Annotated in this window: 13 protein-coding genes; 4 read left to right on the top strand and 9 right to left on the bottom strand. The window is 62.1% G+C overall.

The window, feature by feature from the left end:
• Nucleotide 1 precedes the first annotated feature (1 nt).
• The 3 genes from ACP7DE_RS00995 (at nucleotide 2) to ACP7DE_RS00985 (ending at nucleotide 5,432) form a co-directional block, all read left to right on the top strand.
• On the top strand, nucleotides 2-3,202 hold the full coding sequence (locus ACP7DE_RS00995) for an efflux RND transporter permease subunit (RefSeq protein WP_426070333.1): 3,201 nt from the start codon (nucleotides 2-4) through the stop codon (nucleotides 3,200-3,202).
• A 44-nt stretch (nucleotides 3,203-3,246) separates the two neighbouring features.
• A complete protein-coding gene (locus ACP7DE_RS00990) occupies nucleotides 3,247-4,698 on the top strand; it encodes an efflux transporter outer membrane subunit (RefSeq protein ID WP_426070864.1) in 1,452 nt (483 codons plus the stop codon).
• Between the two features lie 176 nt (nucleotides 4,699-4,874).
• Nucleotides 4,875-5,432 carry a fasciclin domain-containing protein gene (locus tag ACP7DE_RS00985; protein WP_426070332.1) on the top strand — a complete coding sequence of 186 codons (558 nt, stop codon included), beginning with the start codon at nucleotides 4,875-4,877 and terminating at the stop codon, nucleotides 5,430-5,432.
• 67 nt (nucleotides 5,433-5,499) lie between these two features.
• On the opposite strand, the gene ACP7DE_RS00980 is transcribed toward ACP7DE_RS00985, so the two are convergent.
• The 9 genes from ACP7DE_RS00980 to ACP7DE_RS00940 all read right to left on the bottom strand — a co-directional run bounded on the left by ACP7DE_RS00980 (nucleotide 5,500) and on the right by ACP7DE_RS00940 (nucleotide 12,624).
• Nucleotides 5,500-5,769 carry a hypothetical protein gene (locus tag ACP7DE_RS00980; RefSeq protein WP_426070331.1) on the bottom strand — a complete coding sequence of 90 codons (270 nt, stop codon included), beginning with the start codon at nucleotides 5,767-5,769 and terminating at the stop codon, nucleotides 5,500-5,502.
• A 45-nt stretch (nucleotides 5,770-5,814) separates the two neighbouring features.
• The gene (locus tag ACP7DE_RS00975) at nucleotides 5,815-6,165 is read right to left on the bottom strand and encodes a hypothetical protein (RefSeq protein ID WP_426070330.1); all 351 of its coding nucleotides are present in this window, start codon (nucleotides 6,163-6,165) and stop codon (nucleotides 5,815-5,817) included.
• A gap of 115 nt (nucleotides 6,166-6,280) precedes the next feature.
• Complete coding sequence (locus tag ACP7DE_RS00970; protein WP_426070329.1) at nucleotides 6,281-7,303, bottom strand: serine hydrolase domain-containing protein; 1,023 nt, start codon at nucleotides 7,301-7,303, stop codon at nucleotides 6,281-6,283.
• A gap of 72 nt (nucleotides 7,304-7,375) precedes the next feature.
• On the bottom strand, nucleotides 7,376-8,602 hold the full coding sequence (locus tag ACP7DE_RS00965) for a PepSY-associated TM helix domain-containing protein (RefSeq protein ID WP_426070863.1): 1,227 nt from the start codon (nucleotides 8,600-8,602) through the stop codon (nucleotides 7,376-7,378).
• A 15-nt stretch (nucleotides 8,603-8,617) separates the two neighbouring features.
• Nucleotides 8,618-10,777, bottom strand: coding sequence for a TonB-dependent siderophore receptor (locus ACP7DE_RS00960; protein ID WP_426070328.1), 2,160 nt, complete (start codon nucleotides 10,775-10,777; stop codon nucleotides 8,618-8,620).
• A 236-nt stretch (nucleotides 10,778-11,013) separates the two neighbouring features.
• On the bottom strand, nucleotides 11,014-11,244 hold the full coding sequence (locus tag ACP7DE_RS00955; RefSeq protein WP_426070327.1) for a transposase domain-containing protein: 231 nt from the start codon (nucleotides 11,242-11,244) through the stop codon (nucleotides 11,014-11,016).
• 117 nt (nucleotides 11,245-11,361) lie between these two features.
• The gene (locus ACP7DE_RS00950) at nucleotides 11,362-11,694 is read right to left on the bottom strand and encodes a hypothetical protein (RefSeq protein WP_426070326.1); all 333 of its coding nucleotides are present in this window, start codon (nucleotides 11,692-11,694) and stop codon (nucleotides 11,362-11,364) included.
• Between the two features lie 41 nt (nucleotides 11,695-11,735).
• A complete protein-coding gene (locus ACP7DE_RS00945) occupies nucleotides 11,736-12,077 on the bottom strand; it encodes a hypothetical protein (protein ID WP_426070325.1) in 342 nt (113 codons plus the stop codon).
• A 226-nt stretch (nucleotides 12,078-12,303) separates the two neighbouring features.
• Nucleotides 12,304-12,624 carry a hypothetical protein gene (locus ACP7DE_RS00940; RefSeq protein ID WP_426070324.1) on the bottom strand — a complete coding sequence of 107 codons (321 nt, stop codon included), beginning with the start codon at nucleotides 12,622-12,624 and terminating at the stop codon, nucleotides 12,304-12,306.
• A gap of 213 nt (nucleotides 12,625-12,837) precedes the next feature.
• Here ACP7DE_RS00940 and ligD point away from each other — a divergent pair, with 213 nt between their 5' ends.
• Complete coding sequence (gene ligD / locus ACP7DE_RS00935) at nucleotides 12,838-15,333, top strand: DNA ligase D (RefSeq protein ID WP_426070323.1); 2,496 nt, start codon at nucleotides 12,838-12,840, stop codon at nucleotides 15,331-15,333.
• Nucleotides 15,334-15,349 lie beyond the last annotated feature (16 nt).

The following is a 15,349-nucleotide window of genomic DNA, read 5'->3' as shown; positions in this document are numbered from 1 at the left end:
CATGAATTTTTCCCGCTTTTTCATCGACAAGCCGATTTTCGCGGCGGTGCTGTCGATAGTCATATTCGTGGCCGGGCTGCTGTCGATATTCGGCCTGCCCATCTCCGAGTATCCCGACGTCGTGCCGCCATCCGTGGTGGTGCGCGCGCAATATCCGGGCGCCAACCCGAAAGTGATCGCTGAAACCGTGGCCGCGCCGCTCGAAGAGCAGATCAACGGCGTCGAGAACATGCTGTACATGTCCTCGCAAAATACGTCCGATGGTTCGATGATGCTGACCGTGACCTTCAAGATCGGCACCAACGTCGAGCAAGCCGAGACGCAGGTGCAGAACCGCGTGCAGCGCGCCTTGCCGCGCCTGCCCGAGGAAGTGCGCCAGATCGGCGTGACGACCGTCAAGTCTTCGCCCAATCTGACCATGGTGGTGCACCTGGTCTCGCCGAACAAGCGCTATGACGACATGTATCTGCGTAACTACGCGGTGCTGAACGTCAAGGACCAGCTGGCCCGTTTGTCCGGCATGGGCGACATCCAGATCTTCGGCGCCGGCGACTACGCCATGCGCATCTGGCTCGATCCGCAAAAAGTGGCGGCGCGCGGCATGACGGCCAATGACGTCGTCGACGCCATCCGCGAGCAGAACGTGCAGGTGGCGGCCGGCGTGATCGGCGCTTCGCCGGCGAAGAACTCGGACTTCCAGCTGACCGTCAATACCCAGGGCCGTCTGCAGACGCCCGAGGAATTTGGCGCCATCATCGTGCGCACCAATGCCGACGGCGCCGTGACGCACCTGAAGGACGTGGCACGCGTGGAAATGGGCGCCAACAGCTACTCGCTGCGTTCGCTGCTGAACAATAATCCGGCCGTCGGCATGGGTATTTTCGAGGCACCGAATGCCAACGCGCTGCAATTGTCGTCCGACGTGCGCGCCAAGATGGACGAACTGAAAAAAGACTTCCCGCAAGGCGTGGAATACCGCATCGAGTACGACCCCACGCAGTTCGTGCGCTCGTCCATCGAAGCGGTGATCCATACCCTGTTGGAGGCCATCGCCCTGGTGGTGCTGGTGGTGATCATCTTCCTGCAAACCTGGCGCGCATCGATCATTCCACTGCTGGCCGTCCCCGTGTCGATTGTCGGTACCTTTGCCGTGATGCTGGGCTTTGGCTTCTCGATCAACACGCTGTCGCTGTTCGGCCTCGTGCTGGCCATCGGTATCGTCGTCGATGACGCCATCGTGGTGGTGGAAAACGTCGAGCGCAACATCGAGGAAGGCTTGTCGCCGCGCGACGCCACCATCCAGGCCATGAAAGAGGTCAGCGGTCCTATCGTCGCCATCGCCCTGGTGCTGTGCGCCGTGTTCGTGCCGATCGCCTTCGTGCCAGGCCTGTCGGGCGAGTTCTACCGCCAGTTCGCGCTGACCATCGCCATTTCGACCGTGATCTCCGCTTTCAGCTCGCTGACCCTGGCGCCAGCCCTGTCGGCCGCGCTGCTGCGTCCGCACGATGCGCCGAAAGACGCGCTGACGCGTGGCATGGACATGGTCTTCGGCCGCTTCTTTGCCTGGTTCAACCGCTTCTTCGGCCGCGCTTCGCACCGCTATGAAGCGGGTGTGACGGGTGTATTGGGTCGCAAGAGCGCCTCGCTGGGCGTGTATGCGCTGCTGGTCGTCGCCGCCATCTTCACCTTCAAGTCCGTGCCGGCCGGCTTCGTGCCAGCGCAGGACAAGCAATACCTGGTGGGCTTTGCGCAATTACCTGACGCCGCCTCGCTGGATCGCACGGAAGATGTCGTGCGCCGCATGTCCGACGTCATCAAGTCGGTGCCTGGCGTTGAATCGACCATCGCCTTCCCCGGCCTGTCGATCAACGACTTTACCAATGCGCCGAACGCCGGCATCGTCTTCGCCACGCTGAAGCCGTTCGATGAACGCACCACCAAGGAATTGTCGGGCGGCGCCATCGCGGCCGAGATCAACAAGCGCCTGGGCGGTATCCAGGACGCCTTCATCATGGTCTTCCCGCCACCGCCGGTCAACGGCCTGGGCACCATCGGCGGCTTCAAGATGATGATCGAAGATCGCGGCAACCTCGGTTACGACGCGCTGTACAACGCCACCCAGGCACTGGCCGCGAAAGCGTACCAGACGCCGGAACTGGCGGGCGTGTTCTCGGGCTACCAGATCAACGTGCCGCAGCTGTTTGCCGACGTCGACCGCGTTAAAGCCAAGCAGATGGGCGTGCAGCTGCAAACGATTTACCAGACCTTGCAGATCAACCTCGGTTCGCTGTACGTGAACGACTTCAACCAGTTTGGCCGCACCTACCAGGTGCGCGTGCAAGCCGATGCCGCGTTCCGTTCGCATGCCCAGGATATCGCGCAGCTGAAAGTGCGTAATAACAAGGGCGAGATGATTCCCCTGTCGTCGCTGATGCGCGTCAAGGATAGCTATGGTCCGGACCGCGTGCAGCGCTACAACGCCTATGCCGCAGCCGATTTCAACGGCGGCGCCGCACCTGGCGTGTCGAGCGGTCAGGCGCAAGTCGCGCTGGAACGCATCGCCAAGGAAGTGCTGCCGCAAGGGATTTCGTATGAATGGACGGAGCTGACCTACCAGGACATCTTGTCCGGCAATACGATGATTTATGTGTTTCCGCTGTGCGTGCTGCTGGTGTTCCTGGTGCTGGCCGCCCAGTACGAAAGCTGGACCCTGCCGCTGGCCGTGATCCTGATCGTGCCGATGTCGATCCTCTGCGCGCTCCTTGGCGTGAAACTGACCGGTGGCGACAACAATGTGTTCACCCAGATCGCGCTGTTCGTGCTGGTGGGGTTGGCGTCGAAGAATGCGATTCTGATTGTGGAATTCGCCCGCGAACTGGAAGGGCATGGCCGCAGCGTCGTGCAAGCGGCGCTGGAAGCGTGCCGCCTGCGTTTGCGTCCGATTCTGATGACGTCGATCGCCTTCATCATGGGCGTGGTACCCCTGGTGTTCTCGCACGGCGCAGGTTCGGAAATGCGCCATGCCATGGGCGTGGCGGTGTTTGCCGGCATGCTGGGCGTGACCTTCTTCGGCCTGTTCCTGACGCCCGTGTTCTACGTACTGCTGCGCACCCTGGCGCAGCGTTTTGAGAAAAAACCAGCCGCCGCTGCCGCCAAGCCTGTCGCCGCGCCAGCACTGGACCTGGAAGGAGATATATATTGAAAACCAAGGAAATTATCTGGCGTGTCAAGCCTGTGCTGACCGCCATGGCAGCGGCCGTGCTGCTGGCCGCCTGCGCGGCGCCGGAGTTTAAGCAGCCGCAGATCGAGACGCCGACGGCGTTCAAAGAAGCGCAAACCTTGCCGGCCGTGCAGACGGCGGCCGATGGCACGCGCTGGAAGCAGGGCCAGACGGGTATGGCCGAGCGCCAGGCGCGCGGCGAATGGTGGCTGGCGTTCAATGATCCGGCTTTGACCAGCTTGATCAATGAAGCCACGCAGGCGAATGCCAACCTGGCTGTCGCCGCCGCCCGCGTCAAGCAGGCGAGGGCGATTGCCGGCATCGCCGAAGCGGACCGCATCCCGCAAGTGGGCGTGAACGTGGGCGGCCAGCGCAACCGCGCTTCCGCCGTGTCGCTCGGCGTGCCGAACGGCGCGCCCGTGGCGGCCACGAATGTCTACCAGGCCAACCTGACGGCCAGCTACGAAGTCGATTTGTTCGGCAGAGTGGCGTCGAATGTCAGCGCCTCGCGCAGCGATGCGCTGGCCGTGGAAGCGACCTACCGCTCGGTGTTGCTGTCGCTGCAGGCCGACGTGGCGCAGACCTACTTCCAGCTGCGCGCCACGGATGCCGAACTGGCGACATTGGCCCAGACGGTGCGCCTGCGCGAGGAAAGCGTGCATGTGAACCAGCGCCGCTATGACCTAGGCGACATCGGCGAATTCGACCTGTCGCGTGCCCGCACGGAGCTGTCGACCGTGCGCGCCGAAGCCATCGGCCTGCAGCGCCAGCGCGCCACCGGCGAGCATGCGCTGGCGGTACTGCTGGGCAAACCGGCCGCCAGTTTCACGGCGACCGTCAACCCGCTGCAAGATAGCGGCTTCCTGCCCGTGATCCCGGCCGGCATGCCGTCGTCCCTGCTGGAACGCCGTCCCGACATCGCGTCGGCGCAGCGCACCATGGAAGCGTCGAATGCGCGCATCGGCGTGGCGAAATCGGCCATGTTCCCGGCCCTGACGCTGAACGCCTCCGGTGGAGGCGCATCCGATACCTTCTCGGATATCTTCAAGTGGAGCAGCCGCTCCTGGCTGCTGGGCGCCCTGATGTCGATGCCCATCATTGACGGCGGACGTAATAAAGCTGCCGTGAGTCGCAGCGAAGCGCAGCTGGAAGAATCGGTGGCGACGTATCGCCAGAGTGTGCTGGTGGCCTTCGCCGAGGTGGAAGACAACCTGGCCGGCTTGCGCATCCTGTCGGGCCAGACGCAGCAGATCGACGAAGCCGTTGTTTCGGCGCGCCGCTCGGCCGACCTGGCGCAAAAGCTGTACGACGCGGGCCGTTCCAGCTACCTGGACTTGCTCGACGCGCAGCGCAACCTGGCGTCCATCGAGCGCAACGCCGTGCAGCTGCGTGGCAACCGCGCCGTTACCACGGTGGCGCTGATCCGCGCCCTGGGCGGCGGCTGGGGCGAGACGGAGCCGCAGGTGGCGGCCAACTAGTTTCCCGGCACCGCGGGCTGGAGTATCCGGCCCGCGGCAAGGGATGCATATCGGGAACGGCGTCGTGCGCTTGCACGACGCCGTTTTTTTGTTTTCTGCAAGTTGAATCCGTTTGCGGAAAGGCCGCGTAAGTACTCCTGCAATCATGCAAACGCAGTCATCCAGGAGATATCATCATGCGCACCTTCGTTCCCGCAGCACTGTTTGTCACTTCCATGCTGGCCGCCAGCGCCCCGTTTGCCGCCGATATGACGACCATGGTGGGTGGCCAAAGCATGTATCCGTCCAAGGACATCGTCGATAACGCCGTCAATTCGGCCGACCACACGACCCTGGTGGCTGCCGTCAAGGCGGCAGGCCTGGTCGATACCTTGAAAGGCAAGGGGCCATTTACCGTGTTCGCGCCGACGAATGCGGCGTTTGGCAAGTTGCCGGCCGGCACCGTCGAGACCCTGGTCAAACCAGAAAGCAAGGCGACGCTGACGAAAATCCTCACTTATCACGTGGTGCCCGGCAAATACGACTTCAAGGCGCTGGCCCGTGAAATCAAGATGCACAATGGTAAAGCCAGCTTGCCCACGGCCAGCGGGGGCAAGCTGATGTTCGCCATGAACGGCATGCACAACATCGTGGTGATGGATGAGGGCGGCAATAGCGCCAACATCAGCACCTATGATGTGTATCAATCGAATGGTGTGATCAATGTCATTGACACGGTGCTGATGCCGAAATAAGCAGAAAAAAAAGCAGACGAAAAAAAAGACAGGGAAAACCCTGTCTTTTTGCTTTGTGCGGCCTTGATTACTTGGCTGGCGCTGCTGCCGGCGCGGAAGCTGCCGCCGGAGTTGCTGGCGTTGCCGCTGCTGCTTTCTTCGCCTTGTGATGCTTGGCTTTCTTGTGCGTCGCAGGCTTGACGGCGGCTGCCGGTGCTTCGGCCTTGGCGACAGGGGCGACGACAGGAACCGGTGCCACCGGAGCGACTGGTGCGACAGCTGGCGTCTGGGCGAAAGCGGCGGTGGCGAACAGGCTGGCGATCAGCGTGGCGCTCAGGTTAAAAATATTTTTTTGCATGATGAGATCCTTGGTGTTTTTTCCAGTGAATGCAGTGGGAATGAATTACTTCGCTGGAGCCGCTTCGGCGGTGGCCGATGCCAGCTTTTCGTCAGCCTTGGCCTTGGTTTTCTTGGCCTTGTGGTGCGCCTTGGCTTTCGTGGTGGCTGCTTCCGCTTTGGCGCTGGCCACGTCCGTCTTGGCGGCGACGACTGCCTTGGCTTCTTTTGCATCGGCTTTCACGACGGCTTGCGCTTCCTTGGCGTCGGCTTTCACGACAGCTTTGGTGTGGGCCGCTTCCACTTTGGCAGGAACCGAGGCTGCTGCGGTGGCATGCGCTGCAGGAGCTGCGGGCGTTTGCGCAAAGGCAGCAGTGGCGAACAGGCCGGCGATCAGGGTAACAATTGCTTTTTTCATGGTGCAGTCCTCGGTGGTGGTTTGTCTGGTATGTCTGTGGGTGTCGGGATGATTCCCGTGTCACTGAGCATAAAACGCGCCCCCGGACGCTTGCGTTGACGGTCATTACAAACGCTTACATCTGCCTTGCATCGGCCTTCAGGATGGCTTTCAGGATATCTTCCGAGCGGTGCTGTCCATAACCCTTGCCATACGCGCTGGAAGCCACGCTCACGACCATGCGGCGCGCGGGGATCACATAGATCTTGTTGCCGCCATTGCCCGAGGCGAAATGCACGACAAGCTTCCGGCCCCCGATGTCCTGCGTCTTCGCGTACCAGAAATAGCCGTAGCTGTCCGCGTAGCGGTCCACGGCGCCGATGGCCACGCGCGGCGCCAGCGCGGCTTGCAGCCAGGCCGTGTCGATCACGCGCCGTCCATCGACCATGCCCTCGTCAAGCACCATCTGGCCAATCTTTGCCGTGTCGCGCGCGCGCAGCGACAGATTGCCCTGGCCTTTCGGGTGCTTGGCCACGTCGCGGCCCCAGCGCCAACGGGTAATGCCCAGTGGCGCGAACAACACCTTGGCGGCATAGCCTTCCAGGTCGGCGCCGCTGGCGTTTTCCACCACGCGCCCCGCGATGTACGAGCCCAGCGAGTTGTAGCGGTAGGTGCTGCCCGGTGCCGTGGCTGCCGGCACGCCACGCACGAATGCGGCGGGGTCGGACGCCTCATCGAGCTTGTCTTCATTGCCCGGCGAGTGTTCGTCTTCGTCAAAGGCGGCCAGGCCCGACCGCATGGTCAGCAAGTCGTCGAGCACCACCTTGCCTGCGGGGCTGCCAGCGACTTCGGGCCAATAGTCGCCCACCGTTTTTGTTGTCGCCAGCTGGCCCCGCGCCACGGCCGCGCCTGCCAGCAGCGCGGTGATGCTCTTGCCTGCCGAACGGATGTCGTGCAGGGTATCGGCCGTCTCGCCGTTGTAATAGCGTTCGGCTACGATGGCGCCATCGCGCAGCACGACGACGGCGCGCAAGTCGCCATGGCTGTCGTGGTCCTGGGCTTGCAGGACTTGATCGAGCGAGGAATGGGGAGTGTCCTGCGCCAGGACGGTGCAGGACAGGAGCAGGGTGCTCAGGAATGACAGGGACAGGCGGCGCATGGACAGCTTTCGTGGCGATGGTCGGATTGCCAGTGTCGCCCAACTGCGCCGTCTTGTGGTGTCTTGCGCCGTCTATTTGCTGAAGTTTGCATGAAGCGGCGGTGCCGCCTTGCCGGCTTGTCCGGCGCGGGCACGGCGCTTGCGCAGCCAGATAATCAAGCCTGTCGCGCTCAGCATGGCCACCACCAGGCCCATGGCGGAAATCAGGATGCGTCCCGGCAGGCCCAGGATGCGTCCCGAATGCAGGGGAAATTGGGCCTGCAGGAAGATGTCGCCCGCGCTGCCCGTGCCGGGCACCACGCCGCCGGCCGGCTTGCCGTCGCGGCCATTGAAATACAGCCACGCATTGCCCAGGCCACCATCGCCATGGTCGTTGTCCGCCTCAAAGAAGCCCACGCCATACAGGCCGTAGCTTGACGAGTAAAACACGCCGCCGGCCGGCAGTGTCCAGCCTCGCCTTGCCGCTTCCGCTTTCGCCAGGGCCAGCACCTGTTCGCGCGTCAGCAGCGGCTCGATGGGGTTGTCGGGCGATTGCGGCGTGCGGTTGTCGAAGGCGTTCGGGCTGAGCGTGGAAAACTTCGCCACCAGGGGGCGCATCACTTGGGTTTGCAGATTCATCGACACGGAGGTGATGGCCAATACCAGCAGCAGCAACCAGACCCACACGCCGCCCGAGCGGTGCAGATCGAAATTCAGCTTGTGGCCCCCTTCGCGCCAGCGGAAGGCCAGGGACTTGCGCCAGCTGCGCCAGTTCGGAAACGACAAATACAGGGCAATGCCGCAGTCAAAGACCCACACGATGCCGATGATGCCCATGAACCAGACGCCCAGTTCGATGCCCCAGCCATCGGGAATGTGCATGGTGTAATGCAGTTTATACAGGAAGGGTAGCAGGTTTTCGCGCGTCAGCGAAACCACGCCCCACTGACGCGTGCCTTGAATGGCGCCCGTGACCGGGTCGACGGCCACCTGGTTGAAGCCCGGTTCAAACGGCTTGCCGGTGGACGGGTCGGGCCGGCCTTCCACCGAGATCAGCGCCGTGTGGCCAGGCTCGATCGCCGTGAGCGTGTAATTGACGCGCAGGCGCGAATCGTGCGCCTCAAGCTGGCGCGCCAGCTCCAGCCCCGATTTTGCGGAACCTGCATCGGCGGTGCTGGCGGCGTGAAACAGCTGCGGATTGAGCCAGGCATCGAGCTCGTGATCCCACGAGATCACGGCGCCCGTCAGGCCGGAAAGGAACAGGAAGAGCGCCACCGCCAGGCCAAACCAGCGGTGTAGAACGACCATGGGAGGACGCAGTCGCATGGCGGCTCCCTAGTATTTCCAGCTCAGGGTGGCGCTGCCATTGCGGCCGGCCGCGTACAGCGATTGGGTCCAGTACAGGCTGGTCAAATGTTTCTTGTCCGTCACATTGTTCAGGTTCAGCGACAGGCTGACGTTGCGGCTGATGTTGTAGCTGGCCATCAGGCCCAGTTGCGCATACGCGCCCTGGTGCAGGGTCGTGCCGTCATCGACCTTGTTGTAAATGGCGTCCTGCCAGGTGAGGCTGGCGCCCACCTTGAGTGTCGGCACCGCCGGCACGTGATAGGTGGTGGCCAGGTGGAACTGCTTGCGCGGGATGAAGGTGCGCGCATCCTGTCCAGCGTCGCCCTTGAGGCGCAGCTGCGAATAACCGGCGTTCGCCTGCCAGCCTTTCGCCAGTTCGCCCGAGGCATCGAGCTCGAAACCCTGCGATTCCGAATCGACGCCTTTGTAGAAGGTCTTGAAGTCGGGCGTGGTGCCGGCCGCTTCGGCCACATTCTTCTGGCGCGTCTTGAACAGGGTGCCGGACAGGTTCAGGCGGCCGTCGAACCATTCGCTTTTCAGGCCCGCTTCCAGGCTCTTGCCGGTGGCGGCGGCCAGCGTCTGGCCCTTGCTGTCGATGCTGCTTTGCGGGTTGAAGATTTCCGTGTAGCTGCCGTAAGCCGACACATGGCGGTCGATGTCATACACCAGGCCCACGTAGGGCGTGGTGTCGCTTTGCGACTTGGCCTGGCTAACGCCATACGCGCTGCCCGTGCTGTCGGCCTTGACGGTATTCACGCCTGCCAGCAGTTTGGCATTGTCGGCCAGGTTGAAGCGGGCTGCCAGGTAGGCGTTCTTGCGTTCGTCCTTGTAGTTGCTGCCGTTGGTCGAGGCGTCGAACAGCGGTTCAGGGTAGGAGCCGTCGAACGCCGTACCGTTCGGCAGGGCCGTGCCGATGCCGCGGCCATAGTAGGAGATATCGTCGAGCGTGGATTTCGACCAGGCCAGTCCCATACTGAGGTCATGCTGGCGGCCGGCCAGCGTGAACTTGCCCGTGGCGGCGATATCGAGCAGGCGCTGCTTGTTGGTCGAGCCGTAGCGCGAAGGGTAGCTGAACAAGCCGTCGCCCGTGACCTTGTCCGGGGTGCCGTAGACGTAGAACAGTTTTGAATCGGAGGTGGAGCGGTTGTAGGTGGCGGTGGCGCTCACGCGCCAGTCGTCATTGAACTGATGCGCCAGTTCGGCAAAAGTGCTGTTGTTGAGGATGCCCCAGCGCGACCAGTTGGCCGAGGTCGACGTGGAAATCGGATAGTTTGTTGGCGTGCCGTCCGTGTAGGCGATGGGCAGGGCGCCCCACATGCCGCCCCTGGCCAGGCTGTTCTGGTAGCTGTGGCCCACGGCCAGGCTGGTGTCCGGTGTCAGTTTCGCTTCAACGATGGCGTAGGCGACATCCTTGCGCGGCGAGTAGCGGTCCAGGTGGGAGTCGCCCTCCTGGTGGGCGACGACGAAGCGCGCCGCCACCATGCCATCGTCGCTGAGCGGCGTGGAAACATCAGCGTCGAGGCGGCGTGTATTCCAGGAGCCGAGCGTGACGCCGGCGGAAGCGGCCAGGCCTGGGGTGGGGCGTTTGCGCATGAAATTGACAGTGGCCGACGGATTACCGGTCGAGGAAATCAGGCCGTTCGCGCCGCGGACGATGTCGACGCGCTCGAACAGCGCTGTATCGAGGTCGCCCATCACATTGCCGAAGACGAAAGGAATGCCCACGCCGTCGAACTGGAAGTTGGTGATGTCATAGCCGCGCGCCGTGTAATAACTGCGGTCCGTTTCCACCGCTTCCACCGTCACGCCCGTGGTCTGTGCCAGCACCTTGCTGGCGTTATCGAGCCTGAAATCATCCATTTGCGCGCGCGTGACCACGGAAACCGCTTGTGGCGTCTCGCGCAGCGACAGGTCGAACTTGCTGGCCGAAGTGCTTTTGCGCGCCGTGTAGGCGTTCGCATCGCTGCTGCCAGTCACGGTAATGGTTTGCATCACTGGAGCATCGTCGCCAGCACCATCGGCTGGTGTGCTATCGGCGCCATGCGCGATACCGGCACCGAGCGCCAGTGATATGGCCAGAGCCAGTGGGCGCAATGACAGCGCAGTGAGGGTGGACGGTACGGTAGAAGGGGCGGTACGACCTGGCATTGAAACGGCTCCTGAATTAAAGATGAGAATGAGAATAATTCTCAATTCTATTGGAGCGCACACCAGAATGGGAAATTTTTGTGATTGAGAAGCGTTGTTTTATTACATCTTTACATGGTTTTACTTTGGAGTGTCCTGGTTGTCGTCGTGATTGTCAGTCATGCACATGCCCCAGCGACGCGTGTAGCCGTTCGCAATATCGCCAGGTTTGTAGCGGCGTCGATCGCTTAGCGAAGTCAATAGGACACGTTTGCATCCTTGCGTATCGCCGCCAGTGATGGCGCACGCAGCCAGACTACTTGCTGGGCAGGCAGACGCCGGGGCGGATGCTCGTTGCGTCGTTGCGTCGGTGTGTCGGTGTGTTGTATGGCCTGTTCAATCCACTCGACCTGCAAATGTTCCCCTAGTCGGCGCCAGTCAGGGGCCTCAAAGTGGTTTGCCAGGAAATGGAGAGTGTCGTCGAGCATAGCCACATAGCTTTACAGCTGGCCCGGGCGTTTACTAGTCTCACAATAAAAATGCCGTCCAGTCTTAACTGAACGGCATTACAGCCGAAGCTGTCTTTTCGCTGGAAGCGACAGCGCTTATTTTGCCGGTGTGGCGGCAACTGCTGCGTCTGCTTTAGCGGCGTCCGCTTTCACCTTGGCTTTGTTTGCCTTGTGATGAGCCTTGGCCTTGGTGGCTTTCGCATCGGCCTTGGCGCTGGCCACGTCGGCTTTCGCATCGGCGACGACGGCGGCTTCTTTGGCATCGGCTTTCACGACTGCCTTGGTTTCCTTGGCTTCTGCCTTGACCACGGCTTTCGTGTGGGTCGCTTCCGCCTTGGCGGGAACCGATGCTGCCGGGGCGGCAGGGGTTTGAGCGAAGGCTACGGTAGCGAACAGGCTGGCGACGAGGGTGGCGATAACTTTTTTCATTTTATTTTCCTGGCGAGTGATAAACGATGCGGTGTCGATGATTACTTGGCGGCTGCCGGTGCTGCTTCAGCGGTGGCCGAAGCCAGTTTTGCATCGGCCTTGGCTTTCGTGTGCTTGGCCTTGTGATGGGCCTTGGCTTTGCGTGCCGTTGCTTCCGTTTTTGCGCTGGCCACTTCCGTTTTCGCGGCGACGACAGCTTTCGCTTCTTTTGCATCCGCTTTCACGACGGCTTGCGCTTCCTTGGCATCGGCTTTCACGACGGCCTTGGTGTGGGCCGCTTCCACTTTGGCGGGCGCTGCCGACGCTGCTGGCGCAGCAGAGGACTGGGCAAAAGCAGCAGTAGCGAACAAGCCGGCGATCAGGGTGGCGATTACGTTTTTCATGGAGCAGTCCTTAGTGGTGGTTTGTCTGGTATGTCTGTTGGTGGCGGGATGATTCCCGTGTCACTGAGCATAAAACGCGCCCTGACAGGTTATGGTTGACTTTGTTTACACTTGCTTACAATTAGGTGATTTAAGCGACGTTAGTTAGGGAAGGCGGCATGAAAATGCAAAAAGACAGCTGAAGCTGTCTTTTTGCATCGCGCATCCGGCAATCGTGCGTCGCTGATTACTTGGCTGCTGCGGTCGCTTCAACCTTGTCTTCGGCGGCTTTTGCTTTGGCTTTATTGGCTTTGTGATGGGCTTTGGCCTTGGTGGCTTTGGCGTCGGCCTTGGCGCTGGCAACATCGGCTTTCGCATCGGCTGCGACGACCGCTTCTTTCGCATCGGCTTTCACGACGGCCTTGGTTTCCTTGGCTTCTGCTTTTACCACTTCCTTGGTGTGCTTGGCTTCGGCCTTGGCAGGAACGGCTGGCGTTTGAGCAAAGGCTGCGGTAGCGAACAAGCCGGCGATCAGAGTAGCGGTCAAGTTGACAATGCGTTTTTTCATGGTGCAGTTCCTCGAGAAGTGGGGTTGTAGTTCAGGAGATGCATTTCCCCTGTCACTGAGGCAAGAACGCGGCGGGCGGCAATAGCGTTGACAGCGATTCGGGCTCATTACAAACACTTACATTTGTTGGGGCAGACACTCTGTTAGCTGGCGTACCGCGCCGCAGCTGGTAGCAGCCTAGACTCGATGCCATCGTCACCGCATGGGTCCGCCATGAAAGCCGCCCTGAAAAGCTATCAAGCCAAGCGCAATTTTTCTGTCACGCCCGAGCCTGGAGGTGGCGGCGAGGACGCGAGCGACGTGCTCACCTTCGTCATCCAGAAGCACTGGGCCAGCCGTCTGCACTATGATTTTCGCCTGGAACTCGATGGCTCGCTGAAAAGCTGGGCCGTGCCGAAAGGGCCCAGCTACGATCCACACGACAAGCGCATGGCCGTGCAAGTGGAAGACCATCCCATAGCTTACGCCAGTTTTGAAGGCACGATCCCCGAAAAACAGTATGGCGCGGGCAAGGTCATCATCTGGGACCGGGGGACATGGCAAGCGCAGGCGGCCACGCCGGACGCGCGCGCGGCGCTGGTGGCCGGTGAGCTGAAATTCACCCTGCATGGCCACAAGATGCAGGGCAACTGGGTACTGGTGCGCATGAAAGGCAAGGGAGATAAACGTAGCGAAAAGCAGCCGGCCTGGCTGCTGATCAAGGAAAAAGACGAATATGCCCGGTCCGCCGTCGAGTTTTCCGTCGTCGATGAGCAGCCCGACAGCGTCAAGAGCCAGGCCATGCCCAGGCGCAAGAGTGTGGACCAGGCGGTAGCGCCAGCCGTCAGGCTGCCCGCCACCCTGTCGCCGCAGCTGGCCACCCTGGCTGACGCGCCGCCGCCAGACCCGCAGGAATGGCTGTTCGAGGTGAAATTCGACGGTTACCGCCTGCTCGCGCGTTGCGATGGTGAACAGGTCAGCTTGATCACCCGCAATGGCAATGACTGGACGGCCAAATTGCCGAAGCTGCGGCAGGCGCTGGAAACGCTGGGCTTGCCGCCAGGCTGGTATGACGGTGAAATCGTCGTCAACGATGCCAGTGGCCACCCTGATTTTGGCGCCTTGCAGCGCGCGTTCGATGCGGAAACCACCAGCGACATCGTGTATTACCTGTTCGACGTGGCGTATTTCGATGGCCACGATGTACGGGGCCAGCCGGTCGAGGCGCGCAGGGCATTGCTGGAACAGCTGCTGCAGAGTTTGCCTGCCTCGCCGCTGGTGCGCTTCAGCGCTGCGCTCGATGCAGCGCCGCAGCAGTTGCTGGCCCACGCTTGCCGCCTGGGGCTGGAAGGGGTGATCGGCAAGCGGCGCGGCTCGCCCTACGTCACGCGGCGCTCCGGCGATTGGATCAAGCTCAAATGCGGGCTGCGCCAGGAATTCCTCATCGGCGGCTATACGGCGCCGCAGGGTGCACGTGAAGGCATCGGTTCACTGTTGCTGGGCGTGCATGATGCGCACGGGGATTTGCGTTATGCAGGCAATGTGGGCAGCGGCTTTGACGATGCCACCTTGCGCGACTTGCGGCGCCGCCTGGACGCGCTGGCCATCGGGACGAGTCCGTTTGCGGGCAAGGCGGGCGGCGTGCGCCATCCCCTGTGGGTCGAGCCGCAGCTGGTGGCCGAAGTGAGTTTTGCGCAATGGACCAGTGGCGGCGCCGTTCGCCATGCCGTGTTTCACGGCTTGCGCGAGGACAAAAAGCCGGCCGCCATCGTGCGCGAGCGGGCGCAGCGGATCGACAGGGAGACGACGATGCACAATACATCCACGCCGGACGGCGTCTTGCCGGCCAGTTTCAAGGTCAGCCATGCGGACAGGGTGATCGACAAGGACAGCGGCGCCAGGAAGATCGACCTGGTGCGCTACTACGCGCTGGTGGGCAAGCTGATGCTCGTGCATTTACGGGGCCGGCCCGTGTCGCTGGTGCGCGCGCCGGCCGGCGTGGGCGGCGAGCTGTTTTTCCAGAAACATGCTGATACCTCGACCATGCCGGGCGTCAAACAGCTCGATCCCGGTCTCGATCCCGAGCATGCCGCCATGCTGGAAGTGGCCAGCGTACAGGGCTTGTTGTCTGCGGCGCAATGGAATGTGGTGGAATTTCATACGCAAAATGCGCTGGCCAGCGCCTACGACACGCCGAACCGCATGGTGTTCGACCTGGACCCGGGCAAGGGCGTGGCCTGGGCCGCGATCCGCGAAGCGGCCGTGCTGCTGCGCGCCTTCCTGACGGAACTGGGGCTGCCCGCCTGGCTGAAAACCAGCGGCGGCAAGGGCTTGCATGTGGTCGTGCCGATCCGCCCGAAATACGACTGGGACACGGTGAAAGCGTTCTCGCAAGCCATCGTGGCGCACATGGCGCAACTGATTCCCCAGCGCTTTGTCTTGAAAAGCGGGCCGAGCAACCGCGTCGGCAAGATTTTCATCGATTATTTGCGTAACGGACGGGGCGCTACCACCGTGTGCGCGTGGTCGGTCCGCACGCGTTCGGGGCTGGGCATTTCCGTGCCGCTGGCCTGGCAGGAACTCGACAAGCTGAAGGCGGGCGATCAATGGAAAGTGGGGAATGTCCACAGCCGCCTCGACGTGGGCAACGCGCCATGGGATGGCTATGCGCGCAGCGCGAAGGGCCTCGATACGGCGATGAAAAAGCTGGCCTTTACTCCTCCCGCTTGAACGGCGGGACGACGCG

The sequence above is a fragment of the Janthinobacterium sp. DSP2-3-3 genome, assembly GCF_049897325.1.
In the GTDB taxonomy this organism is placed as follows: domain Bacteria; phylum Pseudomonadota; class Gammaproteobacteria; order Burkholderiales; family Burkholderiaceae_D; genus Janthinobacterium.
The sequence above is the reverse complement of the archived record's forward strand: the minus strand, read 5'-3'. Positions and strand labels throughout refer to the sequence as shown.